The 21,992-nt window shown below is 49.4% G+C and carries 21 protein-coding genes, 3 tRNA genes and 1 pseudogene; 9 read left to right on the plus strand and 16 right to left on the minus strand.

The window, feature by feature from the left end:
* The 4 genes and pseudogenes from HMPREF9439_RS13500 to recA form a co-directional block, all read right to left on the minus strand.
* A partial coding sequence (locus HMPREF9439_RS13500; protein ID WP_008864530.1) for an HNH endonuclease occupies window positions 1-443 on the minus strand: 443 nt, incomplete at its 3' end.
* Between the two features lie 9 nt (window positions 444-452).
* Window positions 453-932: pseudogene (gene iscB, locus HMPREF9439_RS13505) on the minus strand (RNA-guided endonuclease IscB); the annotation flags it as partial.
* Between the two features lie 179 nt (window positions 933-1,111).
* Window positions 1,112-1,627 (minus strand): regulatory protein RecX, encoded by a 516-nt coding sequence (locus HMPREF9439_RS08415; RefSeq protein ID WP_008864532.1) that lies wholly within the window; start codon window positions 1,625-1,627, stop codon window positions 1,112-1,114.
* Window positions 1,627-2,730 (minus strand): recombinase RecA, encoded by a 1,104-nt coding sequence (gene recA, locus HMPREF9439_RS08420; protein WP_008864533.1) that lies wholly within the window; start codon window positions 2,728-2,730, stop codon window positions 1,627-1,629. Before recA ends, HMPREF9439_RS08415 begins: the two co-directional genes overlap by 1 nt.
* Before the next feature lie 260 nt (window positions 2,731-2,990).
* On the opposite strand from recA, the gene HMPREF9439_RS08425 reads away from it, so the two are divergent.
* A tRNA-Lys gene (locus HMPREF9439_RS08425) sits at window positions 2,991-3,066 on the plus strand.
* Window positions 3,067-3,071: 5 nt separating this feature from the next.
* Window positions 3,072-3,147, plus strand: a tRNA-Lys gene (locus HMPREF9439_RS08430).
* 41 nt (window positions 3,148-3,188) lie between these two features.
* On the opposite strand, the gene HMPREF9439_RS08435 is transcribed toward HMPREF9439_RS08430, so the two are convergent.
* Together HMPREF9439_RS08435 and HMPREF9439_RS13115 are read right to left on the minus strand one after the other, a co-directional pair.
* Complete coding sequence (locus HMPREF9439_RS08435; protein ID WP_244862419.1) at window positions 3,189-3,827, minus strand: substrate-binding domain-containing protein; 639 nt, start codon at window positions 3,825-3,827, stop codon at window positions 3,189-3,191.
* Between the two features lie 137 nt (window positions 3,828-3,964).
* Complete coding sequence (locus tag HMPREF9439_RS13115) at window positions 3,965-4,135, minus strand: LysR family transcriptional regulator (protein WP_008864535.1); 171 nt, start codon at window positions 4,133-4,135, stop codon at window positions 3,965-3,967.
* A gap of 97 nt (window positions 4,136-4,232) precedes the next feature.
* Between HMPREF9439_RS13115 and HMPREF9439_RS08440 the strand changes: the two genes are divergently transcribed.
* From HMPREF9439_RS08440 to HMPREF9439_RS08455, 3 genes are all read left to right on the plus strand, one after another.
* Window positions 4,233-5,594: an FAD-dependent oxidoreductase gene (locus tag HMPREF9439_RS08440; protein ID WP_008864536.1), complete on the plus strand. Its 1,362-nt coding sequence runs from the start codon at window positions 4,233-4,235 to the stop codon at window positions 5,592-5,594.
* Window positions 5,595-6,003: 409 nt separating this feature from the next.
* A complete protein-coding gene (locus HMPREF9439_RS08450; RefSeq protein ID WP_008864538.1) occupies window positions 6,004-7,062 on the plus strand; it encodes a methionine ABC transporter ATP-binding protein in 1,059 nt (352 codons plus the stop codon).
* Window positions 7,052-7,705: a methionine ABC transporter permease gene (locus HMPREF9439_RS08455; RefSeq protein ID WP_008864539.1), complete on the plus strand. Its 654-nt coding sequence runs from the start codon at window positions 7,052-7,054 to the stop codon at window positions 7,703-7,705. The genes HMPREF9439_RS08450 and HMPREF9439_RS08455 overlap by 11 nt, the downstream gene beginning before the upstream one ends.
* Window positions 7,706-7,816: 111 nt before the next feature.
* Here the strand turns inward: HMPREF9439_RS08455 and HMPREF9439_RS08460 are convergent, their stop codons facing one another.
* Complete coding sequence (locus tag HMPREF9439_RS08460) at window positions 7,817-8,566, minus strand: 4Fe-4S binding protein (protein ID WP_021867480.1); 750 nt, start codon at window positions 8,564-8,566, stop codon at window positions 7,817-7,819.
* A 138-nt stretch (window positions 8,567-8,704) separates the two neighbouring features.
* On the opposite strand from HMPREF9439_RS08460, the gene HMPREF9439_RS08465 reads away from it, so the two are divergent.
* Both HMPREF9439_RS08465 and HMPREF9439_RS08470 read left to right on the plus strand, forming a co-directional pair.
* Window positions 8,705-8,778 (plus strand) — tRNA-Gly (locus HMPREF9439_RS08465).
* Window positions 8,779-8,870: 92 nt separating this feature from the next.
* Window positions 8,871-9,323: a GNAT family N-acetyltransferase gene (locus tag HMPREF9439_RS08470; RefSeq protein WP_008810532.1), complete on the plus strand. Its 453-nt coding sequence runs from the start codon at window positions 8,871-8,873 to the stop codon at window positions 9,321-9,323.
* Between the two features lie 177 nt (window positions 9,324-9,500).
* On the opposite strand, the gene HMPREF9439_RS08475 is transcribed toward HMPREF9439_RS08470, so the two are convergent.
* Together HMPREF9439_RS08475 and HMPREF9439_RS08480 are read right to left on the minus strand one after the other, a co-directional pair.
* Window positions 9,501-9,827 carry a cytochrome c3 family protein gene (locus HMPREF9439_RS08475; RefSeq protein ID WP_008864541.1) on the minus strand — a complete coding sequence of 109 codons (327 nt, stop codon included), beginning with the start codon at window positions 9,825-9,827 and terminating at the stop codon, window positions 9,501-9,503.
* Between the two features lie 15 nt (window positions 9,828-9,842).
* Complete coding sequence (locus HMPREF9439_RS08480) at window positions 9,843-11,306, minus strand: FAD-dependent oxidoreductase (RefSeq protein WP_008810530.1); 1,464 nt, start codon at window positions 11,304-11,306, stop codon at window positions 9,843-9,845.
* A 190-nt stretch (window positions 11,307-11,496) separates the two neighbouring features.
* On the opposite strand from HMPREF9439_RS08480, the gene HMPREF9439_RS08485 reads away from it, so the two are divergent.
* Window positions 11,497-13,341, plus strand: coding sequence for a sensor histidine kinase (locus HMPREF9439_RS08485; RefSeq protein ID WP_118631612.1), 1,845 nt, complete (start codon window positions 11,497-11,499; stop codon window positions 13,339-13,341).
* Here HMPREF9439_RS08485 and HMPREF9439_RS08490 read toward each other — a convergent pair.
* The gene (locus tag HMPREF9439_RS08490; RefSeq protein ID WP_008810528.1) at window positions 13,333-14,001 is read right to left on the minus strand and encodes a response regulator transcription factor; all 669 of its coding nucleotides are present in this window, start codon (window positions 13,999-14,001) and stop codon (window positions 13,333-13,335) included. The genes HMPREF9439_RS08485 and HMPREF9439_RS08490 overlap by 9 nt on opposite strands.
* Window positions 14,002-14,270: 269 nt before the next feature.
* Between HMPREF9439_RS08490 and trmB the strand changes: the two genes are divergently transcribed.
* Window positions 14,271-14,993 carry a tRNA (guanosine(46)-N7)-methyltransferase TrmB gene (gene trmB, locus HMPREF9439_RS08495; RefSeq protein ID WP_008864545.1) on the plus strand — a complete coding sequence of 241 codons (723 nt, stop codon included), beginning with the start codon at window positions 14,271-14,273 and terminating at the stop codon, window positions 14,991-14,993.
* A 62-nt stretch (window positions 14,994-15,055) separates the two neighbouring features.
* Here the strand turns inward: trmB and HMPREF9439_RS08500 are convergent, their stop codons facing one another.
* The 6 genes from HMPREF9439_RS08500 to HMPREF9439_RS08525 all read right to left on the minus strand — a co-directional run bounded on the left by HMPREF9439_RS08500 (window position 15,056) and on the right by HMPREF9439_RS08525 (window position 21,619).
* The gene (locus HMPREF9439_RS08500; RefSeq protein WP_008810526.1) at window positions 15,056-15,883 is read right to left on the minus strand and encodes an undecaprenyl-diphosphate phosphatase; all 828 of its coding nucleotides are present in this window, start codon (window positions 15,881-15,883) and stop codon (window positions 15,056-15,058) included.
* Between the two features lie 11 nt (window positions 15,884-15,894).
* Window positions 15,895-16,251 (minus strand): hypothetical protein, encoded by a 357-nt coding sequence (locus HMPREF9439_RS08505; RefSeq protein ID WP_008864546.1) that lies wholly within the window; start codon window positions 16,249-16,251, stop codon window positions 15,895-15,897.
* Window positions 16,252-16,397: 146 nt separating this feature from the next.
* Window positions 16,398-17,309 carry an EamA family transporter RarD gene (gene rarD, locus HMPREF9439_RS08510; RefSeq protein WP_008810524.1) on the minus strand — a complete coding sequence of 304 codons (912 nt, stop codon included), beginning with the start codon at window positions 17,307-17,309 and terminating at the stop codon, window positions 16,398-16,400.
* A gap of 70 nt (window positions 17,310-17,379) precedes the next feature.
* A complete protein-coding gene (mnmC, locus tag HMPREF9439_RS08515) occupies window positions 17,380-19,230 on the minus strand; it encodes a bifunctional tRNA (5-methylaminomethyl-2-thiouridine)(34)-methyltransferase MnmC2/FAD-dependent 5-carboxymethylaminomethyl-2-thiouridine(34) oxidoreductase MnmC1 (protein ID WP_008810523.1) in 1,851 nt (616 codons plus the stop codon).
* 8 nt (window positions 19,231-19,238) lie between these two features.
* A complete protein-coding gene (gene ettA, locus HMPREF9439_RS08520; protein WP_008810522.1) occupies window positions 19,239-20,900 on the minus strand; it encodes an energy-dependent translational throttle protein EttA in 1,662 nt (553 codons plus the stop codon).
* 29 nt (window positions 20,901-20,929) lie between these two features.
* Complete coding sequence (locus HMPREF9439_RS08525; RefSeq protein ID WP_008810521.1) at window positions 20,930-21,619, minus strand: BUD32 family EKC/KEOPS complex subunit; 690 nt, start codon at window positions 21,617-21,619, stop codon at window positions 20,930-20,932.
* Window positions 21,620-21,992: the final 373 nt, after the last annotated feature.

Here is a 21,992-nt window from a genome sequence, read left to right on the forward strand (position 1 = left end):
GCGATGCAGAAAGCATCCGCACAATGCGACTTAGCGATGCCGTTCGCGATCCGTGCGTGCTTAGTCCAATAGCCGTAGGTGTTGTTCACTTCCAGCTCAGGATGCGACGCCTTTAGGCGGTTCAAAACCTCCCAGCGCATAATTCCCATGAAGGCTTCTGCACGGAACGATTGTCCGCGCTTAGCCTTCAGTGTAATTTCGCCACGATGAAGCGCCTTATGGCACGTCTCACAAAGCGTAATCAGGTTGCCGGGTGAATCTCCGCCCGTACGTCTGCTTTCCAAGTGATGAACATTGAGCACAGGGTCTTTCGATCTGCCGTAACAATGATGACAAACGTGTCCGTCTCGGAAAAGAACATACTCGCGGACGTTCCAGAAGCCGAGCTGTTCGCCCTCTTGGTACTCTTTCCCCGCAATGTCAGGATTCTTCAACAGCTGCATGTCGAAGGACGCCGTTTCCACGGTGATCTTCGTGACGGGCAGCAGTCAAAGAACCGCTTCTATGCGCGACAAGTGCGCGTTGATTCGGTTTTCAACCGACGGAGCAAGCCAGCCTTTGCGCTTGGTGCGGATGCGGTTGTCGAACCTCGGTGCGCGGTAGCGCATTTTACGATTTCGACGAGATCGCCGTAATGCAAGACGAGCAGAGAGCAGATCGGTGATGTCCTGACGGAGCTCGACTTCGGATGCATAAAGTTCAGCCTTTTCCGTTGATGCGGACAGTCCGACATGTTTGTACCCGGCGTCAACACCTAGACTCACCGGCTGTTTGGACTCACCCGTTGCAATCGTCAGCTGAATAGTGAAAGGCGTTCGCCTCTTCACAATAGCTTTCTTCTCTTTAAGCAGATGGCGCGCTTTTGCCGGTGAACAAGGCATCAGCGGCTTTCCGCGTTTGTTTAACACAAATACTCTCAAGTTTTGCTCCACGGTCTTTCGACCGGTTGTGATCCTTCGCCAATGTTGGAAGGGGTTTCAAGCCGACAGCACCGCTCCTACCTCTCAGAGCTTTTAACCATCGGCCGCAGAGCGCGAGACTAGGATCTGCATCCCGCGGTGCCTATATATAGATTCCCGACCAACGTAATCCGCCAAACGACGGCCTGAGGCTAGTCAACTAGAGGCTTTTTCAAGCCTCGGCCTTTAGGCCGAGGTAATTGACCAGGAAGTTCGCAATTCAAGACTTTTTCAATAGTTTTAAAGGTAAACCCCCTACTTGCAAGGAAGCGGATTTGTTTAGCGCGTTCTTTGTAGTCCCCGGGCGGCATCCCGAATTTTCGTTTCCAAAGCACGAGTGCTCGGTCGTATTCCGACTCTTCGTTCTGCTTCAATGCCTCTTCAGCAATTTCACGAGACACGCCATCCCTCTGAAGGTTCCAGAAGAGCTTGCGGTCACCGTATCTGGCGCTGCGCGTCAAAACCTGAATACGAGCGTACCGCTCATCAGACAAGTATTTTTTATTGACGAGCTCGTCAAGGACGGAGTTAATCAACTCCTTATCGCCTTCTTCATTAAAAGTTTCCGACAGCTTCTTATAAAGGCCGAGGCGGGAGCGCTCTCGACGAGCAAGAGCAGCTACCGCCTTGTATAAGATCTGCTTTCTGCGGTCAGCAGGATCAAACATTATTGAGCGTCTTCGTAAGTTTCTTCAGTTTCTTTGGTCACGACTTCTTCGGCCGAATCTTCTTCGTGATCCTTGCCCTTGATCGCGGCCTTGATCTGTTCTTCGATCATCTTCATTTCTTCAGGATGGGACTTCAGCCATTCTCTGGCTGCCGCTTTACCCTGACCGATCTTGTTGCCCTGATAAGAGTACCAAGCACCGGACTTATTGAAGATATCCATATCGGTACCGATGTCGATAATCTCGCCTTCGCGGGAGATGCCCTGGCCGTAAATGATCTCGAATTCAGCTTGTTTGAAAGGAGGCGCGACTTTGTTCTTAACAACCTTCACACGAGTTTCGTTGCCAAGGATTTCATCACCCTGTTTGATACCGCCGGTACGGCGGATATCCATACGGATCGTGGCGTAAAACTTAAGTGCATTACCGCCGGTGGTCGTTTCCGGAGAACCATAAACCACACCGATCTTCTGACGAACCTGGTTAATGAAAACTACCAGTGTGTTGGACTTCTTAATGCTGGAAGTAAGCTTGCGGAGTGCCTGACTCATCAAACGAGCTTGGAGACCGGGTAGGGCTTCGCCCATGTCGCCTTCAATTTCAGAACGAGGCACCAAAGCCGCCACGGAGTCGATAACGACGAGGTCAACGGCACCGGAACGAACCAAAGCGTCCGTAATTTCAAGAGCCTGTTCACCGCTGTCCGGCTGAGACAGGAGCAAGTCGTCCACTTTAACGCCGAGGGCTTTGGCGTACTTAACGTCTAATGCGTGTTCTGCGTCGATGAAAGCGCAGGTTCCGCCGAGCTTCTGCATTTCAGCAAGAATGTGAAGCGTCAGGGTCGTTTTACCGGAAGACTCCGGTCCGTAAATTTCAACGATACGTCCGCGGGGAAGACCGCCGACGCCGAGTGCTAAGTCCAAAGTAAAGGAGCCGGTAGAAACAACATCCAGATTTTGGTCAGGCTGGCTGCCCATGCTCAGAATCGCATCCTTGCCGAATTGCTTGGAAATCTGATCCAAGGCCATCTTTAGGGCTTTTTTACGAGCATCCGCATCCACGAGCTGTTCAACGGGCGGTTTAACTTTTTTCTTTTCTGCCATCTTTATTTCCTAATCATTTTCCGATCAGACGAAACTGACCTAGGTTGTCTAATACTAGCGAAAAAATTTAATTTAACAAGGCCGAATCAAATCTCTTCACTCATTTTTCTGTTGTAGTCATAGTAAAGGCGTATACGTCAATTTATGTCTCATAGATTCACTGTTTTTAGTTTTGGTTTGACGAACCGAAAAAACCTGTGTAGTATTCGATTTCTCGATTGATGAGACGCGCTTCGGAGCGAAACAGAGATCGAAATAAAGGGTTGTTAGCTCAGTTGGTAGAGCAGTGGACTTTTAATCCATTGGTCGCAGGTTCGAGTCCTGCACAGCCCACCAATTATGGGGGTATAGCTCAGCTGGTAGAGCAGCGGACTCTTAATCCGTAGGTCCAGAGTTCGAATCCCTGTGCCCCCACCAGAATTCAGCCCGGTAGTCGAAAGACTTCCGGGCATTTTCTTTTATTCGAACTTCCGCTTCATCAGGCAGGTTCGTTCGAAAAAATCCTTCGTTCTTAAATTCGGATCCAAAAGTTTCGTCCGAATCATTTTCGACAGTAGGCTGGCAGCCGCCGATTCCTCTTTGTTGGCATTTTTGAGAAGAAGTACGCCTAAGTCGATTTCACCCAGCCCGGTCAGTACCTCAACAAGCGATCCTCTAGCAAGTTCTTTCTCCACACAGATTTTAGGGAGATAGGAGACGCCCAATCCTCCTTCAAGAAGCGCTTTAACGATATGCACATTACCCACTTGCATAGTTTTTCCTAAACGAATACCGCGTCCATCCAAAAACCGCTTAAAAAATTTATACGGACCGCTTTTAACACTCCCTGTGATGAGGGGCAGTTCCGGCGCTAAACCGGGAAGGAAGAAACAACTTTCGCTTATTGATAATGTCGGTGAGGCAAAGAGACCGAGCGGACTTGCCGTCAAAGGCAGAGCAATCAATGGAGCCGGATAGTCTCCTGTATTAAAAGTAATCCCGATGTCTACCTCCGAATCCTTCACTTTCGTCTTTAACCGGTAGGCATCCAGAATCTCTACTTCAAAGAATACTTCCGGCGCCAAAAGTCGAAACTCCTTAATCACGTCGATCAGCATGAATTCGAGAAGTGTTTCATTCACTCCGACCTTAAGTCTTCCGGTAAGAGAAGCTTTTGAGCCTTTGAGATTCATTAGCACCGAATGACTGGCCAATATCTTCTGTGCTTCTTTGAGGGCTGCCTGCCCGGCAGGTGTCAAAACCATGTGACGGCCGGTTTTCTCGAAAAGAAAACATCCCAAAGAATCTTCGAGTTTTTTAGTTGAAACGTGATTGTCGATTGAGAGCAGCGCAGCTGAGCGGCTGCTTTACGGTATGAACCAAGGCGCACAACCGCGTCTAGGATCTGAAGTTGTTTGATATTCATAGCTCTAATTCTTCGATCGATTCGTTCTAATTATTCTAAGTTTCCAATCTATTTCTCCTCAACAAGAATATCCCTGTAACTTCCAAGGAGAAATCACATGCATAAAACGATTATTGCTGCAGTTTTGACCTCTGTTCTTATTCCCGGATACGCCGTTGCGCTTGAAGACATTCATACAGGGACAGTCATTGTCGGAAGCGGTGTTTCAGGTCTCACTACTGCGATCCTGCTCAAAGAGCACAAACAAAATGTCTTAGTTCTTGAAAAAATGCCTTTCATGGGAGGCACCACGAACTTGGCTGCGCAATACTTTGTTTCCGTGGGAACGAAGGATCAAGTTGCTAACGGTAAAGAGCTATCTGTGCCTGACTACATCCAAAGAACAGCGAAAACCGGCCGAAATTCCGAAATGCTCCCGCGTACAGCACAAAGAATGTTCGACTCGCAAAAATCTATTGATTGGTTGAACAGCTTAGGCGCCGGCCTAACTCGTCCGGTCAGCGATTATCAAATGGGCATTTCCGACGGAAGTTCTCTAGGCGTGCGGTTAATGAAGGTATTAAGCGCAAGGGCCAAAGAACTTTCTATCCCAGTGAAGATGAACAGTAAAGTTCTTGACTTAATAATTAGAGATGGGAAAGCGGTAGGTGTTGTTGTAGAAAATGGCAAAGAAAAATACAAGGTATTTGCCGATAACATAGTTCTGGCAACAGGCGGTTTCAATCAGAACCAAAAATTGATTTCCAAATACGCTCCTCAGTGGAAAGGTTTGCCTACCACAACTGCCGTGAGCTCAACCGGTGACGGTCTCATCCTCACAGAGAAGTACGGCGTGAACATCAAAAATGCAGGAGAAGTCGGCCTTAACCCTTCTATTCACTCTCAGGGCGGAAAAAACATTTCCATGAGTGCTGCTCGGCTGGAAGGCGGCATCATGGTCAACTTGAAAGGAGACCGCTTCTGCAATGACTATTGGCCGGATTACACAAAGATGGCCAAAGCAATGCTGGAGCAGCCGGAAGGAAAGAGCTTCGTCATCATTGACGGTAAGTCTATGAAAGCGTCCAAACGCCTTCAAAGTTTCTTGAAGAGCGGCTATTTCGTAGAAGCCCAAACAATCCCTGAGCTCGCTCAAAAAATCGGCATTCCGCCGGAAAACTTAGAAAAGACGATCAAACGTTATGCGGAATTTGTTCGCAACGGCAAAGATCTAGATTTCGGCCGCAGCATCAACATGAAGACCGACTTCTCTACACCTCCTTACTATGCCTCGGCCATTCTTCCGGGTACACAGGTAAGCGTAGGAGGTGTTGACGTCAACGACTTCATGCAGTGCGTCAAGGCAGACGGTAAGGTAATTCCGAATCTCTATGCGGTTGGCGAGCTTACATACGACTCCGGCACGCCTCATGGTGTTTGGAGCGGACGTCGCGCAGCCGAACATATTCTTTCGAAATAACCTGCTCAGACCACTTTAGTTTAAGGGTCGGCGAAAAGTACCGGCCATAAAGCAACCTCAGCAGAACCGATGCTGTCTCTCCTTCGGATACCGATCGAGAGCACATCGGTTCTCCTTTTCTGCACACAATTTTTTCTTGCTCTTGGGCACAACTGTTTAACCTTTCGTAAACGTATAAGCGCCGGGCCCGCTGGCTCTGAGAAGAAATCCGAAGATTGAAACTTTTCCTTTTTAACAAAACTAATGAAATATTTTCCGAAAAATAAGAATTCTTTAAAAAGAATCAAGGATAATTTCCCGTGGACATTACTTTGTGCCCATTGACTGCAAAGTCCGCGTAGAAATGATTTGTCCTGCTGAAAGGGCAGGACCTCGAGGTGTCAGAACCTCGCCCTGGGATATAAATTAAATGATTGAGTTAAAACACATAACGCAGGAATACGATACTGCTGACGGTAAAGGAAAATTCTTTGCCTGTAAGGATGTAAACGTCCACGTCAAACCCGGCGATATCTTCGGCATCATCGGCCGAAGCGGCGCCGGTAAGAGCACGCTGGTTCGCTGCATCAACCTTCTCAACCGCCCGACTTCCGGGTCCGTCATCGTCGACGGCAAGGATCTGACCAAGATGTCGGAATCCGAACTGCGTGAGGAAAGACGCTCGATCGGTATGATCTTCCAGCACTTTAATCTGCTCTCCTCCCGTACCGTCTACGGCAATGTTGCGCTTCCTCTGGAACTTGCAGGAATGCCGAAGGATAAGATTCGCGAAAAAGTAATGCCGCTGATTGAACTTGTCGGCTTAAGCGAACACGTCAACAAGTATCCGTCTCAGCTCTCCGGCGGTCAGAAACAGCGCGTCGGTATTGCTCGTGCGCTTTCTTCCGATCCGAAGATTCTTCTTTCCGACGAAGCCACTTCTGCTCTTGACCCGGAAACCACTCAGGCAACGCTTCAGCTCCTCAAGAAGATTAACAAGGAGCTCGGTCTGACGATCGTCATGATCACGCACGAAATGGACGTAGTGAAACAGATCTGCAATCGCGTCGTCGTGATGAATAAAGGCGTCGTTGTCGAAGAAGGCGCCGTGCTCGAGGTCTTCCGCGACCCGAAGAACGAAGTTACTCAGGCGATGCTCGGCACGGCTCTTGCTGCCCGCACAATTCCGGCAAGCATGGTCGAGCGTGTGAAGAAAGTTCTGAACACACCGGGCGAAAACGGACGCAAGAATCATCTCATTCGTTTGACGTTCGTCGGCAGCTCAACGACCGAACCGGTCCTCTCCCGCGCCTGCTCCAAATTCGATCTGGACTTCAACATCCTCTTAGGACAGGTGGATGAGATCCAAAGCGAAAGTTACGGAACTCTCACGATCGTGATGGAAGGAACCACAGAAAACTTCCGTCAGGCATTGAACTACATCGCCGAAAGAGGCGTTCGCGTCGAGGAGCTCACAAATGTCATCTAACATCATCAATCTTCTTTGGGAATCTTTCCTTGAAACCATTCTAATGGTCGGCGTGAGCGGCGGACTCGGCGCTGCGATCGGTATTCCTTTGGGCGTCTTCCTGTTCGTCACGTCTCCCAAAGGCATCATGCCCAAGCCGTACGTCAACCGCATCATCGGCACTGTTGTGAATGCCGTGCGTTCGACGCCGTTCATCATTCTGTTGGTTGCCATCATTCCGTTTACGCGCTTAATCGTCGGCTCTTCCATCGGTACCGTTGCTGCCATCGTTCCCCTGACGATTGCCGCTGCTCCGCTCATCGCTCGTCTGGTCGAAACCAGTCTGCGTGAAGTCGACAAGGGCCTGATTGAAGCTGCTCAGTCTATGGGCGCTACGAACACTCAGATCATTTGCAAAGTGCTTATTCCGGAAGCGATGCCCGGCATCCTTGCCGGCCTCACCATCGCCTTTGTTGCTTTGGTCGGCAGCTCCGCTATGGCCGGTGCCGTTGGCGGCGGCGGTTTAGGCGACATGGGTATTCGTTACGGATATCAGCGCTTCATGCCTGAAGTCATGGCAGCTGTTGTCATCATTTTGATTGTCTTCGTCCAAAGTCTGCAGAGCTTCGGCGATTGGATGGTCAGAAGAGTTTCTCACCGCTAACCGATCCCCAACAATTTCAAACCCGGCGTTCTTCTCGATACGCCGGGTTTGTTTTTTCTCCGAGTTGCTTCTCAATTGGCCTTAAGTTCAGCCGCTTGAGGTACGCAATCCTCACACAAAGAATTCGTTTTCTTTACGGTTCTTGAGGCGTTCCGAGAGGAGTTTTTCAAAATCTGAGAATGCATCTGCAACAACCGACTTCGCTTTCATCGGACAATTCTTAACGCAGCGCATACAACCGATACAGTTGTCGTTTACCGTCTTGATATCTTCTTCGATCGCTCCGACCGGACAATCTCTGATACACATCCCGCAAGCCAAGCAATTACCGTTGGTCGTCGGTTTAAATTTGGCTTTAGTTTCAACGACCTTATAAGGATAATTTCCCGGAGGAATCACTGTCTCAGGCTCCTCAGCTTTGGCCAGCATATGAAAATAGAATTCCTGAAGCTCGGCAATGTCGTCTTTGTTCGGACGACCTAACTGGATCTGCCCATAAGTATGTTGGGACGCCATTGTAGCCACTCCCTTGATCCTGAAACCGTTAGCCTCAGCAATGTCACCAAGCTCTCTTGGGGCATCTTCGTAAGCTCGATTGCCGTAAGTAAGCACTAACGCACAAGGAGTACCGCTTCCTTTCATCTTTTTAAAACGATCTACGCTGCAGGCTGGGATTCGTCCTGCATAAACCGGCGCCCCGAAAACGACAAAATCAAAACCGCTGAGATCGGTTTCCGGAACTTCTACGTTGCCTGTGATATCGAAGGTCTTGACAGTGACACACGGGAGCTCCCCGATCGAAGAAACCGCTTTCTTAGTGTTTCCCGTAGGAGAGAAATAAACCAAAGCAATAGAGGACATGAGATCTGATGTTGAAGTTAGTTTGCTTAATTCTTGCACATAAGCGGTGGGCGCCATATGAGAGAAAGCACGTGAATAGAACTTTTCGAAGCCTGAAATAATTTGTGAAATTTCGAGTACAATCTTGCTCTATCGAATGCGGGTGTAGCTCAATGGTAGAGCAGAAGCTTCCCAAGCTTACGACGGGGGTTCGATTCCCCTCACCCGCTCCAGTTCCCGTTCTCCCTCCGGTTTCCTTTCTCCAACAGTGTACGTGTTTAGGGAGTCGCCACGCCGTCCAAATCCACCATAAAAAACCCAATCAATGCTCCTTATTAGAAAATATCAAGCTTCTGACTGTGCTGACCTTGCAGAACTTTTTTACTCTACAGTTCACACTGCAAATGCAAAGGATTATTCAAAGGAGCAATTGGACGCTTGGGCGCCCAGGTCCAGAAATCTAAAGGACTGGAATCGTGACTTTGAAAAGCACATTAGTTTTGTCGCAATTGACGATCGGACGATCGTAGGGTTCGGGGATATAGAAGAGAACGGCTATCTTGATCGGCTATTCGTCCGCCCTGATTATCAAAGAATGGGAATAGGAACTGCTATTTGTAATAAGTTAGAAGGAGCGGTCCAAGGAAACGTCTTTACTCACGCGTCCATCACCGCAAAACCGTTTTTTGAAAAGCGGGGCTACAAAGTCATAAAAAGACAAACAGTAAAGAGGCGAGGCGTTTTGCTTACAAATTTCGTTATGGAATACCGTCGATGATTAAGAGCAGACGACACTCTTCGAGACGGGCAATAGGTCGTTAACATTAGAACGATCTTTTTCTCTCCGCAATAAGACCAAATATAACATCGAGACAACGCTGTCAAATTCTAAATTTCACGAGCTTAAACAGAACGCCGGAACGTGCCGGCGTCGAAATTTCAAACTTAGAAACCTTTACGGCGTCTTCAAATCAAACTTATGGCATTGATTGCAGGATGTCACGCTTGGTTTGTGTCCTGAATGGCAGGTTGAGCAATCACGTTCGCCGTAATGGTTGAAGTGAGGATTCGGTTTCAGATCTTTAGTTTTCTGCGCAACCACTTCATAACTCTGATGACAGGCTAAGCAGTTTTGTTTTCGGACTGGAACCGAAGTGTCGCCGGTCACGTGGCAAGCCTGACAGGGAACCTTCCGAGCAAGATGGCGGTCTGCTGTGTAAGGCTGTGCAAAAACAACAGAGGCGGTGAGCGCGGATAACACGAGCACTAAGAGGTGTTTCATTTTCAGATTCCTTTATCAGTTGTTTTTATGGAGAGAGGCCATCTTTCGGGCGGCGATTCTTCCGAAGACCGTTGCGCCTCCCAACTGTGTTCCGCCGATGTAGTTTCCGTAGAACAGACCGCCGGCTGCGTTTCCGACAGCATAGAGTCCCGGAATCACTCGTCCTTCGTTATTGATCACCTGAGCGTTTGCGTTAATCTTCGGACCGCCGAATGTTGCTGTAATACCGCCTTGGAACGGGAAAGCGTAGTAAGGAGCCTTATTTAACGGCTGAGGTTCCTTCAAAGAACACGGAGGATTCAGTTCTTTCAATTTATTGGCGGCAAGCGCGTCGTTGTACTCTTTGAAGAGCGAAAGAATAACCTTCGGATCGACGCCCATTCTCTTGGCGAGCTCTTCCGGCGTTTGAGCAACCAGGACTTTGGTGTTCATTGCCAGGAACTTCTTCGCAGCGCTTTCGGCTTTAGGCCAGTGAGCATCGATGATGTGATAAGCCATGTTTTCCGGCGTCTTGGTTGCCGTAGCCATAGACTTCTGAGTGTAGGTATAGATTTCGTCCATGAAGCGATGACCGCGCACATCCACATCAATACCTTGTCCGGCATCGATCACAAAGTTCGGATTAGCGTGCGTTTCCTCAACGATCGGGCCGCAGTGGAACTGGTCGATATGAACAAGCTGCGCTCCGACCGGTGCGGTGAGCATAAGGTTGTCCCCGGTTACATACGGGGATCCGCGAAGAACCAGGCGAGAAAGCGGACCGCCCATATAACGGCAAAGCAGTTCACGATTTGCGGAGAAACCGCCGGTCGCAATCACTACACCGTCCTTAGCAAAATAGTCCGTCTTGTGAAGATCTCCCTGGGCTCTGACACCGATTACGCGGCCTGCGTCGTTCGTTAAAAGTTCGATGGCCTTAGTGTTGTAGATAATCGGAATATTGCGCTTTTCACAGGCTTCGAGCAGATAGCGGACGAGACGAGCACCGCCCGTCAAACCCTGTCCGTCCACATTGTGCATTCGATAATTAAGTGGCCAGGGCTTCTTGCCGATCTTCGAGAACTTAACACCCTGCTTTTTGAGCCATTCGAAGTCTTCCGGAATATGGTTGACATAGGCGCCAACAAGGGCCGGGTCGGCACGATATTCGGAGACCTTCATCATGTCTTCTCTGAAAGACTCTTTCGTTTCGTTCCTGCCTTCTTCTTTTTGCTGAGAGGTGCCCCAGGCTGCAATACCACCAGATGCATACAGGGAGTTTCCAGCGCTGCATTCCATTTTTTCTAAGACGACGGGCTTCAGTCCGAGATCGGCCGCTTCAATGGCAGTGACTAAGCCACCGGTACCGGCACCGAGAATAACGACATCAAAATTGTTCTGAGACTTCTGCTGTACTTCGGAAGCAGAGGCTGTCTGGACGGCACAGGCTCCGAACACGGCGGTCAGACCTGTTTTCAGCATGTTTCTTCTTGAGACCATAATGTATTCCTGTTTGTTTAGAGGAAGTAACGAACTATTTTCTTGTCCGATTGAATGCATTATGTTTTTGAGACATGCCTAGGCATATTGTCTATTGTCAAACTATCGTCAATTAGTCGCTTTTGCCAATTTTCATGAGCTTCGTTCTCTTTTAAATTGAAAACATCCGACGCTTCGGTTTGATGGTCATATGAAGACTTTTCTGAGAACTCTTACTCTTCTTTGTCTGTGCGTTTTATCTCTGTCCGCTTTATCGGAAGAATCAGTTTCGCCCTCGGAAGTACTCGTTAAGCCATTCGGGAGACCGGATCCGAACAGCCCCTTCATCACGATGCTGGTGTCCCCGCTGGCACGTCCGAACGGTCAAGAAGACATCATTCCTCAGACTTTCCGTGCCCTCCAAGAAGTTTTCGGCCCGAACAACTTCCGTGCGGTGCTGTTTTCCGGAAACCCGGAAGACATCAAAGATGCCGATCTCGTCCTTGGCTCAACAGGAACATATCTTCGCATGCCGAACAAAGGTCTTCGAGATTTAGCGACTGTCGCTTCAGATCTGCATCCCGACCCCAACAAAGCGGAAGGCAGTCTTTTTGTCACACTAAAAAGCCGGAACGATATCAACACGCTGGAAGACATGAAAGGAAAACGGCTTGCAGCCACAGGCCCGAATGGATTTGCCGGCCACGACTTAGCTCTGGGAGAGTTGGCTCAGAGAGGCCAAGACCCAGATCATTTCTTCAGCTCTGAAATCTATACGCACTACGACATGCCGGCCGTCCTGACCAAACTTCGGAATAATCAGGCAGATATCGGCATTATTCGAAATTGCCTGTTGGAAAACTTGAAGAAACAAGGAGACAACGTTGACGATATCAAGCCGCTCCTAGTTAAAGATGTCGGAGAGTCTGAGCGCTGTCTAACTTCAACCGATCTTTATCCCAACTGGACAATCGCTGCAACACCGCGCCTCTCGCCTGAGCTTTCCCGCCGAGTAGTTCTCAAGCTGTTTTCACTTCCGTCTAACCCAGGCGGACTCCATTGGACCGTGGCCAGTGACTACTCAGGGGCGGATGCTATGTACAAGCAAATTCGCAGAGGACCTTATGCCTATCTTCGAGAGTGGAACCTGAAACGTTTCTGGGATATGTATTGGCCCTGGTGTCTCTTAGGTCTAGTTCTCTTGGCCACGGGCATTGCGCACAATATTCGAACCGGTTATTTAGTTGAAAAACGGACACGCCAGCTCAGAGAATCTTTTCAAAACCAAAGGAGATTGGAAGAAAAGGCCAGACGCGCGCAGGAAAAAATGGCCTCCCTGCAAAAGACTGGTGTTGTCGGTCAAATGTCTTTGATCGTCGCTCATGAACTCAGGCAGCCGCTCTCAGCGATTAGCGGGTACCTCCACGGAATTGAAAGGCTTCTAGACCAAAACAATCCGGCAAATTCCGCAATGCTGAGTTCCGGCATAGGTGCCATTAAATCTCAGGCTAAAACTGCAGAGTCTATCCTTGAAAAAGTTCGCTCCTATGCGCGCAAAAAAGGTCAGCCTCGTTCTTTGTTAAATGCCAATGAGATTGTTCTTGAAGCCGTCAACACGCTCAATGAGGCCATGCTGTCTCCTACTAAAGTAACTTTTTCAGGGCTTAAGGGCAGAGACGACAAGATCTGGAGCGACAAGACGGAGCTCGAACTTGCGGTTCAAAATTTATTGAAAAACGCCCTCCACGCCGTTTCTTCTGAAAAGAATCCGTCTGTTAGCGTCTCCGTTCATAAGGAAAAGTCCTCCGGCGGTTCGCCACGAATTGCCATTAGCGTCAGCGACAACGGTCCGCGCCTGAGCGATGAGGCTTTTGAAAAACTCAGCTCCGTCTTATCCAGTTCAAAGATCGACGGTTTAGGGCTCGGCTTATCTATCGTGCGGCTGATTGTCGAGAATCACGGAGGTCAGTTGGAATTTTTCAGAGGTCCGGAGAATGGTCTGAAGGCAGTTATTTTTCTGCCGGAAGCCGATGAGAATCCCGGTTCTTCAGAATAAGTTCTGACCCGCGTGGCCGGCGCTCTTGCGCCATGCGTCGATTCTTTCGAAAAACAAAGCAAGCTCTGCGGGCTCTCGGATGTTCAATTTGGAAAGTGCCGCCGTTCTGTGGTGATCAACGGTTCTCTGAGAAATCACTAAACGCTCTGCAATCTCACGGCTAACAAGGCCTTTTGCGACTAAGCGGCAAATTTGCTCTTCCCGCTCGGTCAGTGCTTTAAAACGTTCAACTTCCTCTTTGATATCGCCTAAGCCGCTCTTGCTGATGCGAGCTTTTTCTAAACCTCTGGCAATCGCAGGAAGCAATGTCTCAGGATTGATCGGTTTTTGATGAAAATCGCAGGCGCCTTCCCGCATTGCCGCAACAGCCATGTCAACATCTGCGTGGGCCGTCAGAAAAATAATCGGCAGTTTATAAGCCCTCATATTGAGAACCTTAAACAGCTCCAATCCCGACAACCCCGGCATTTGAACATCTAAAATCAGCAGACCCTCTCGGCTGGGTGTATCTCCGGCCAAAAAAGCTTCTGCCGAGCTAAATGACGCAACTTCATATCCTTCACAAGTAAGCATGAAGGTCAATGAGTTGAGAATCGCCTGGTTATCATCCACGATTCTTATAAGCGGCTTGAGTTTTTCTCTCTTGCTGTAGGTTGTCATAGGCTCGATCCTTTGCGGACATTCTACAAGAGCCGACTGCACGTCACCCATCAGTATCTCCACCACCACTAAACGGCATACAACGTGTGTTCTTAGGCATGCCTAGGCATATCGAAAAATCCTTCTCATTCCTACTTTGACTTCACGCAGTTAACTCTTGAACAAACAATACTTAATCTATAACCGCCTGTAACTTCAAGAAAATATCGCAGACAATCACGTCTTAATTTTCTAAAATTGAGCCTCGCTTTTATTAAGGACCCTTTCACATGTCAACAGAACCGCTGACTCCCGAACAAATCGAAGAACTGAAAAAACGTCATATCCGCAGCTTCTGCATGCGCCGCGGGCACATCAGCAACGCCCAGGAAAAAGCGCTGGAAGAACTGCTTCCACTGTATGAAATTCCCTATGACGCCAATCAAATGTTCGATGCGGTCAAGACATTCGGAAACAACAATCCGCTGGTCCTGGAAATCGGCTGCGGCATGGGCGAAACCACTGCTGCGATTGCACAGGCTCATCCTGAAATCAATTTCATCGGCTGCGAGGTATTTGCTGCCGGCGTCGGCGCCCTAAGCAAACGTCTTCATGACATGAACCTCAAAAACGTCCGTATTTTCCGTCATGACGCAGTGGAAGTCGTCAGAGACATGCTCGAAGACAATTCCTTAGACGGCCTGCATATCTTCTTCCCGGATCCTTGGAGAAAAGCCCGTCATCATAAGCGCCGTCTGATCAACGAGAGCTTCTTAAAACTTCTCGTTCCGAAAATGAAAAAAGGCGCCTATTTCCACTGCGCCACCGACTGGGAAAACTATGCCGAACAGATGCTGGAAGTCTTATCTGCAGAGCCGACATTAGAAAACCTCCACGAAGGAGCCGCTCCCCAGCCGGAAAATCCGCTTATTAAGCGTCCGACGACAAAATTCAATGAACGCGGCAACCGTTTGGGTCACGGCTGTTGGGATTTCGTTTTCCGCAAGATTTAAGGCCTCAGGAACACCAAACGGCGCCTCGGCGCCGTTTGGTTTGGATCGTTTCTTTTGACTCGTTACCACTGAACCAGTCCGGTCCACCACGTCAGAAGAATGACGCCGCCAAAAAAGATTCGGTACCAGCCGAATGCGGAGAAGTCATGCTTAGAAACGTAATGAAGCAGCCAGCGGACCACGACGAGTGCGGAGAAGAATGACACGACGAAACCCACGGAAATCATCGGAAGCGCTGTTGCTGTCAGTACGTCTCTGGACTTCCAAAGGTCATAAACTGTAGCGCCGAAAATCGTCGGGATTGCCAGGAAGAAAGAAAATTCCGTCGCTGCCTTTCTGGACAAGCCAATGCAAAGACCGCCGATGATGGTTGCGCCGGAACGGCTGGTGCCCGGGATCATGGCCAAGCACTGCAGAAAACCGACCCTCAGAGCGTCTTTCCAGCTCATATCGTCCATCGTCTCTACGCGCGGCTTGTAAGTCTTCTTATCTTGGAAGTATTCAACGATGAGGATGATCACGCCGCCTACAACTAAGGCCGTTGCGACCGCAATCGGGTTAAACAGCCATTTCTTAATATAGCTTGCTACCAATACGCCAATCACCGCTGCGGGCAGGAAGGCAACAATAGTGTTGATTGCCAGACGCTGCTGAACTTTATCGGAGAAAAGGCCCAAACAGATATCAATCAGGCGCTGACGATAGTGCCAGCACACCGCAAAGATAGCGCCGGCCTGAATCGCGATGTAAAAGGTATCTGCTTCCTGTCCTGTGTAGTCAAGTAAGCTGCCGGCAACAATCAAGTGACCGGTGGAAGAGACCGGCAAAAACTCCGTCAAACCCTCAACGATACCGAGAATGACGGCTTTTAAATAAAGAATCCAATCCATGAGAATACTGCCTACCTGACGGGACGGTTACTGAAATATTTATTGAAAATCGGACGAATGGCTTTCTTTTGTTCGTCAGACAGCTGGCTGAAAAAATCCTCTCCGATCTTATTGCAGTAGCCGGCTTCGTTAATAGAACGAACACCGCAGCGGAACAGCTCGAAAAGAACTGTCGAATTCATCATCTTCTCGGGCAAATTAATCGGAGCTAAATCTTTTTTAAAAAGCTGAAACTCTGCTCGGTCGAGTTCTAAGTTTTTCGCGTCGGTTTCCGCACTTTGCTGAAAGCGCATGAAGGCACCGATCGACACCACTGCGATAAAAGCAAAAGCGACCCACGGAGCTCGATAACGAGAGACGATAAACATAGAAAACACCGACCAAAACAAAAAAGCAAGGCGTAATGATAAGTGATTTTTGACGTTCCTTCAGGCAGTTAGCGTGCAATCTATAGTCTTTTCACGGGAAGTTTTGATACCTAGTTGCGCATTCTTTTTCTGGCTCGAATCCGAATTTAAGCCCGCGCAGCCTGAACCTTCCTCGCCGCCTTTTCTTTAAATTCGCTATAGATGAAAGTCAGAATTCCAGCCCAAATAAACAGCAAAGGAATGAGTTGCTGGTGATTGAACGGCTCATGGAAGAAAACCAATCCGACAATTAGCGTAAGGATCGGATTCATGTACTGGATGAATCCAAGGATCGTCAGCGGAAGAACATTGGCCGCAGCCGAGAAAGCAATCATCGGCACGGACGTCACAAGCCCCACGCTGATGAGAAGAATCGTGATGTAGGTTCCGCCGGCAAGGAATGCGCCGACGCCGTTCGCATCAAGATAAAACAGGTAGGCAATGGCAAAGGGAAGCATGAGAGAGGCTTCTAAGGCATTGCTCACCCAAGGGTCAATCCCGAGGCGCTTTTTAAAGACCCCATAAAGCGCCCATGAAGAAGAAACACCCAATGCGATCCAAGGCATGCGGCCGAGTGTGTAGATCATGATGCACACGCCGAGGAATGGCAGGAATACACTCAGCTGCTTTAATCGGCTCAGCCGCTCTCTAAAAAACACTACGCCCAGCGCGACAGTAAACAAAGGCGTTAGGAACATGCCGATGCCAAGTTCGACAACTTGGTTAGATGTTGCCGCGTAGACATTGATCCACCAGTTGATCGCCGCAATCGCAGCCGCAGCAAATAAATTGAAATACTGAATCGGTTGCTTTTTGAAAGTACGAAGCGTACTGAAAATCTCAGAAAACCGCCCGATTAGCATCAAAAATGCCGAGATCAAAATCAGAGACCAAAGTACTCGGTGACCGATGACTTCCCAACCTCGCACACCTCCGAATAAAGCCCAGTACAAAGGCATAAAGCCCCAGCAGAGGTATGCGCCGACAGCGGCAAGAAGTCCCTTGGTTTGAGCGGTCATAGATTGTAGTTTTTGAGGTTTGTTGTGGCTGATATTCTACGAGCCGACCGCAGGCTCAACAATGCTCCGTTTACCGAGGCTTTTTGAAAAATCTGCCTGGATCAATCGCACACAGAAGATCGGCCTCCAACGGAATCGGCTCATTAAACATTTGCGCTGCGATGACTTTAGCGGCAAGTTCATTGAACACGGTACCTCGAGACCCCATAGCACAGCTCACGTAAATACCTGTCGCATTCGGAAAGCCTTCCGCTGCCGGAACTTGTCCGACAACCGGCAGTCGATCCGGTGCAACACATCGAAACCCTTCATAAAATCCAGCCGCGTCAGCTTCAGTTAGCTGCGGAAATAGATCCGTCAAATGAGAAAGATTTTTGCCGTGTGCTTCTTCTGAAGACATCTGTTTGTCAGCGCTTTCATAGGTTGCACCGACACCGATCCAATCATCAGGACTGTGAATGGCATAACCCGGACCTGTTACCGCGCCTTTTAAATCCGTTAAGGCGCCCTCGCAGAGAAGAGATAATCTGCCTTTCCATCGGGTTAACGGAAGTTCGATTCCGGGAAGAAGATTAGCGGTTTCAGCCGCACAGCACACAACGACCGCATCTGCTTCAGCAATGATTTGTCCGAAGGCATCTTTGGCCTGACAATTTTTTCCTTGCTTCGACAGAGAGCCGACCCGAGTGTTAAACAGCAAGGAAGCACCCGAGCGGTTCAGACGCGCTCTAACCCATTCAGCCACAGCAACGATACCGGCGCCTTCGTGCCAGAGACCGCCTAATCGAGGCTTAAGACCGATTTTTGATTCGGCTTCCTCTGCTGACATCAGTCGGAGGAAATCTTTCGGAAAACTGAACGGCTTTAACTGAGCAAACTGCTGCTGCCATTTTTGAAGTTCGGCTCCATCTCTGGCCATCTGGTAAAGCCCCTCAGTCCGGACCAACTCCGGATAGCAGAGCAACTCTTCCCGCAGCATCTCCAAACCCGACCTTGTCAGCCTGAACAGCTGATTATCGTCACCTGAAGGCTGAGCATGCACCACGCCCCAGCGAAGCGCTGAGGCGCCGGAAGCACCGACGGGACCGGCATCGACGACCTGAACTTGGACGCCGCGGCGTGCCAGCTCGCAAGCCACCGCCGAACCGGCAAGTCCGGCCCCGATGACAATAGCTGACTGAGGTTTTTCGGCTGAATTTAAAAATGTCGTTGAGCGGCGATGCTTGAACTTAGGTTCAAAGCGGCCGACGGTCATTTCTGACTTATGCCCGAAACCCGGAACCTTTTGGATCGTGAATCCTGCTTCCGTAAAAGCTTTTCTGACGGCCGAAGCTACACACCAAGTCGCAAGTGTGGCACCTTCTCGAGCGTGCGAACAGATTGCTTTGAGAAGTCTCGGCTCCCACATCTCGGGATTTTTCTTCGGCGAGAAACCGTCCGGATAGAAAGCATCAAAAGCGCCGGAAAGCTTCTTGACGGCTGCAGAAGACGGCATGAAGTAAAGATCTAAGACGACGCGCCCTTCATCGAATGTCAGACGATGTACACCCGGCGTCAGGGTCGGCCATTTAGCTGCCAGCTCTTCAGCTTCAGCCTTAAGGCTTAAAGAGGCGAATGTTTTAATGTCCGACGCTTGGAGCGGAAAGCCTTCTATCGCCAAATAAAACAGCTTGCCGCTTCTCTGCGGATCTTCCCGCCATGCCTTAAGCGTCGTCAAGAAGTTTGTGCCGAGTCCAAACCCGTTCTCAACAATCGTGAACTGATCTCTGCCCTGCCATCTTTCAGGCAGCTGGGTTCCGCCTAAAAAAACAAAACGGGACTGTTCATAAGCCCCGTCTTTGGATGCATAAACATCGCCGAACTCGGGGCTGTATGCACAGCCCCGGTCGTCAAGAGAAATTTTCCCTTGAACAATGGTCATTTTGACCCTTAGCTCTTGAGCGGTTTGAAGCGCAGTCTGTGCGGTATTGCCGCATCTCCGAGTCTGCGTTTCTTGTCTGCTTCGTATTCCGTATAGTTGCCGGCGAAGAATTCGACCTTGGAATCGCCTTCAAAAGCCAGAATGTGTGTAGCGATGCGGTCTAAGAACCAGCGGTCATGAGAAATGACCATAGCGCAGCCGGCAAATTCCAGCAGCGCTTCTTCCAGAGCACGCAGTGTTTCAACGTCCAAGTCGTTAGACGGTTCGTCAAGGAGAAGAACGTTGCCGCCGGCAAGAAGCGTTTTGGCCATGTGGAGACGTCCGCGTTCACCGCCAGAGAGCGTTCCGACGATCTTCTGCTGATCTCCGCCCTTGAAGTTGAAGCGGCCGAGATAAGCACGGCTCGGCATCTCAAACTTACCGACTTTCAGAATGTCCAAACCGTCGGAAACCGCTTCCCAAACGGTCTTGTCGTTCGGGAGAGATTCTCTGGTCTGAGAAACCGCGCTGAGTTTGACGGTCGGTCCGATATCGATTTCACCGGAATCCGGAGTTTCTTTACCGGTGATCATCTTGAAGAGCGTGGACTTACCGGCGCCGTTCGGACCGATCACGCCGACGATGGCTCCGGGAGGAATGGAGAAGCTCAGATCATCGATCAGGAGACGATCGCCGAAACCCTTAGAAACATTCTTGAATTCGATGACTTTATCGCCGAGGCGGTCAGCCACCGGGATGAAGATTTCGTTGGTTTCGTTGCGCTTCTGGTATTCGTAGCTAGACATTTCTTCGAAGCGGTTCAGACGAGCCTTGCTCTTGGCCTGTCTGCCCTTGGCATTCTGACGAACCCATTCAAGCTCGTGCTTCATTGCCTTGATGCGGGCGTCTTCTTTCTTCTGCTCGAGCTCTAAGCGCTGTTCCTTCTGATCAAGCCAGGAGGAATAGTTGCCCTTCCAGGGAATACCGTGTCCGCGGTCCAATTCGAGAATCCACTCGGCAGCGTTGTCCAGGAAGTAACGGTCGTGGGTCACGGCAACCACGGTTCCGGGGAAGTGCTGCAGGAACTGTTCAAGCCAATCCACACTTTCTGCGTCCAGGTGGTTGGTCGGTTCGTCCAAGAGGAGCATGTCCGGCTTGGAGAGCAGCAGACGGCAGAGAGCCACACGGCGTTTTTCACCGCCGGAGAGATTACCGATCTTGGCATCCCAAGGCGGAAGACGAAGCGCGTCAGCAGCAATTTCCATCTGCGTATCGGCGTTCGTACCGCCGGTAGCGATGATGGCTTCAAGCCGAGCCTGCTCGGCAGCTAAGGCGTCAAAATCAGCGTCGGGATCGGCATAAGCCTCATAGACTTTGTTGAGCTTTTCCTGGGCATCGAAAATGTCGCCTAGGCCTTCGGCAACCGTTTCGCGAACGGTTTTTTCAGGATCAAGAACCGGCTCCTGCGGCAGGTAACCGATCTTGATGCCGGGCATCGGAATGGCTTCGCCTTCAATCTCAGTATCCACACCGGCCATAATCTTGAGCAGCGTGGATTTACCGGCGCCGTTTAAACCTAAGACGCCGATTTTGGCGCCCGGGAAGAAAGACAGAGAAATGTCCTTAAGAATTTGTCGCTTGGGCGGAACAATTTTGCCCACGCGGTTCATTGTGTATACAAATTGAGCCATAAAAATAAGCTGGTTATAGTGTTCGTTAATTAGTTGTCAATCGGCTTGCCGTGTTTGGCATTGCGCTTTTTCACGCCGAAGTACCCGCGAAGAACCCAGAGTTTTCTGAGCTTGGCAATGCGTTCATTTTCCTTCTCACGGAACTCGCCCATCTCATCCGGGCAATACTTCTTCCACTTCTTATAAACACCGCCGATATCCATGTCTTCCATAAAGGAACGAATCTTTTGAGGAAGACCTTGCGTATCTACGCTTGCCTGAAAATCAATCAACGCGGGCTTTCCGTTGACCTGCATGACCCAGTTGCTGGTCCCGCGGGTATCCAAATGAACCAGATGCCGGGCATGGATCGACCGAATAATCTCCTCGCATTCTTCCAAGAAAGTCGGAGAAACCTCTTCCTTCGGAACACGGTTTAAAACGCGGCCGGGAATATATTCAATCGCAAGCATATGCGGCGTCACCATGAAGGCTTCTGTCGGAACGCCTTCGAGGCCGTGAAGCTTGCGGACCGCCTTCAGTTCACGCCAAAGCACAAACTTAGCAAAACTGTTTTTTACAAGCCAACGGCGATCGGAAAAGTCTTTGATTGTCCAGCGCTTACCATTGATGTTAGCCACTGACACCCGGGCATTTCCCCACCGACCGTCACGAAGCAGCTGCACATCTGCCTTCTCGAGATCTTCTTTAGTAAACGGTTTGATATCCGTCTGAGTCATCGGTCTTTATGAGCACCCACGTTATTCTAAATTCACCTAACAGTGTTATCTCACTGTCTATTCGTGAAAAAATTATAGATTAATAGTGAAAAAACCGTAACGTACGTGTGCCCCCTAAGATGTTTTTAGTTATGACCGACCATGCCAAAATTTTGTCGGCCAAACAAGGCCGTGTTCGTATCTAGATCTTTGAGATCTGATACCTCCTTTTATTACATCCCATCCATTCTTCTCTTCTGTTTTATCAATAGAGCAATTTTTTTACGGCACAAAGAAAAACAATATAGAGTAATAGATAATAATGTTTTAAATCAATGAATTAATTAATAAATAAGTTAGTTTGACTCTACAATAATTGTAAGGTTAATAATTT

It is taken from the genome of Parasutterella excrementihominis YIT 11859, assembly GCF_000205025.1.
Taxonomy (GTDB): Bacteria; Pseudomonadota; Gammaproteobacteria; order Burkholderiales; family Burkholderiaceae_F; genus Parasutterella; species Parasutterella excrementihominis.

Bases quoted from the DNA above. Each gene is read 5' to 3' on its own strand.
- HMPREF9439_RS08415 (WP_008864532.1), bottom strand. From the start codon at position 1,627: ATGTTTGATCCTGCTGACCGCAGAAAGCAGATCTTATACAAGGCGGTA.
- recA (WP_008864533.1), bottom strand. From the start codon at position 2,730: ATGGCAGAAAAGAAAAAAGTTAAACCGCCCGTTGAACAGCTCGTGGAT.
- HMPREF9439_RS08435 (WP_244862419.1), bottom strand. From the start codon at position 3,827: ATGCTGATCGACGTGATTAAGGAGTTTCGACTTTTGGCGCCGGAAGTA.
- HMPREF9439_RS13115 (WP_008864535.1), bottom strand. From the start codon at position 4,135: ATGAATATCAAACAACTTCAGATCCTAGACGCGGTTGTGCGCCTTGGT.
- HMPREF9439_RS08440 (WP_008864536.1), top strand. From the start codon at position 4,233: ATGCATAAAACGATTATTGCTGCAGTTTTGACCTCTGTTCTTATTCCC.
- HMPREF9439_RS08450 (WP_008864538.1), top strand. From the start codon at position 6,004: ATGATTGAGTTAAAACACATAACGCAGGAATACGATACTGCTGACGGT.
- HMPREF9439_RS08455 (WP_008864539.1), top strand. From the start codon at position 7,052: ATGTCATCTAACATCATCAATCTTCTTTGGGAATCTTTCCTTGAAACC.
- HMPREF9439_RS08460 (WP_021867480.1), bottom strand. From the start codon at position 8,566: ATGTCCTCTATTGCTTTGGTTTATTTCTCTCCTACGGGAAACACTAAG.
- HMPREF9439_RS08470 (WP_008810532.1), top strand. From the start codon at position 8,871: ATGCTCCTTATTAGAAAATATCAAGCTTCTGACTGTGCTGACCTTGCA.
- HMPREF9439_RS08475 (WP_008864541.1), bottom strand. From the start codon at position 9,827: ATGAAACACCTCTTAGTGCTCGTGTTATCCGCGCTCACCGCCTCTGTT.
- HMPREF9439_RS08480 (WP_008810530.1), bottom strand. From the start codon at position 11,306: ATGGTCTCAAGAAGAAACATGCTGAAAACAGGTCTGACCGCCGTGTTC.
- HMPREF9439_RS08485 (WP_118631612.1), top strand. From the start codon at position 11,497: ATGAAGACTTTTCTGAGAACTCTTACTCTTCTTTGTCTGTGCGTTTTA.
- HMPREF9439_RS08490 (WP_008810528.1), bottom strand. From the start codon at position 14,001: ATGACAACCTACAGCAAGAGAGAAAAACTCAAGCCGCTTATAAGAATC.
- trmB (WP_008864545.1), top strand. From the start codon at position 14,271: ATGTCAACAGAACCGCTGACTCCCGAACAAATCGAAGAACTGAAAAAA.
- HMPREF9439_RS08500 (WP_008810526.1), bottom strand. From the start codon at position 15,883: ATGGATTGGATTCTTTATTTAAAAGCCGTCATTCTCGGTATCGTTGAG.
- HMPREF9439_RS08505 (WP_008864546.1), bottom strand. From the start codon at position 16,251: ATGTTTATCGTCTCTCGTTATCGAGCTCCGTGGGTCGCTTTTGCTTTT.
- rarD (WP_008810524.1), bottom strand. From the start codon at position 17,309: ATGACCGCTCAAACCAAGGGACTTCTTGCCGCTGTCGGCGCATACCTC.
- mnmC (WP_008810523.1), bottom strand. From the start codon at position 19,230: ATGACCATTGTTCAAGGGAAAATTTCTCTTGACGACCGGGGCTGTGCA.
- ettA (WP_008810522.1), bottom strand. From the start codon at position 20,900: ATGGCTCAATTTGTATACACAATGAACCGCGTGGGCAAAATTGTTCCG.
- HMPREF9439_RS08525 (WP_008810521.1), bottom strand. From the start codon at position 21,619: ATGACTCAGACGGATATCAAACCGTTTACTAAAGAAGATCTCGAGAAG.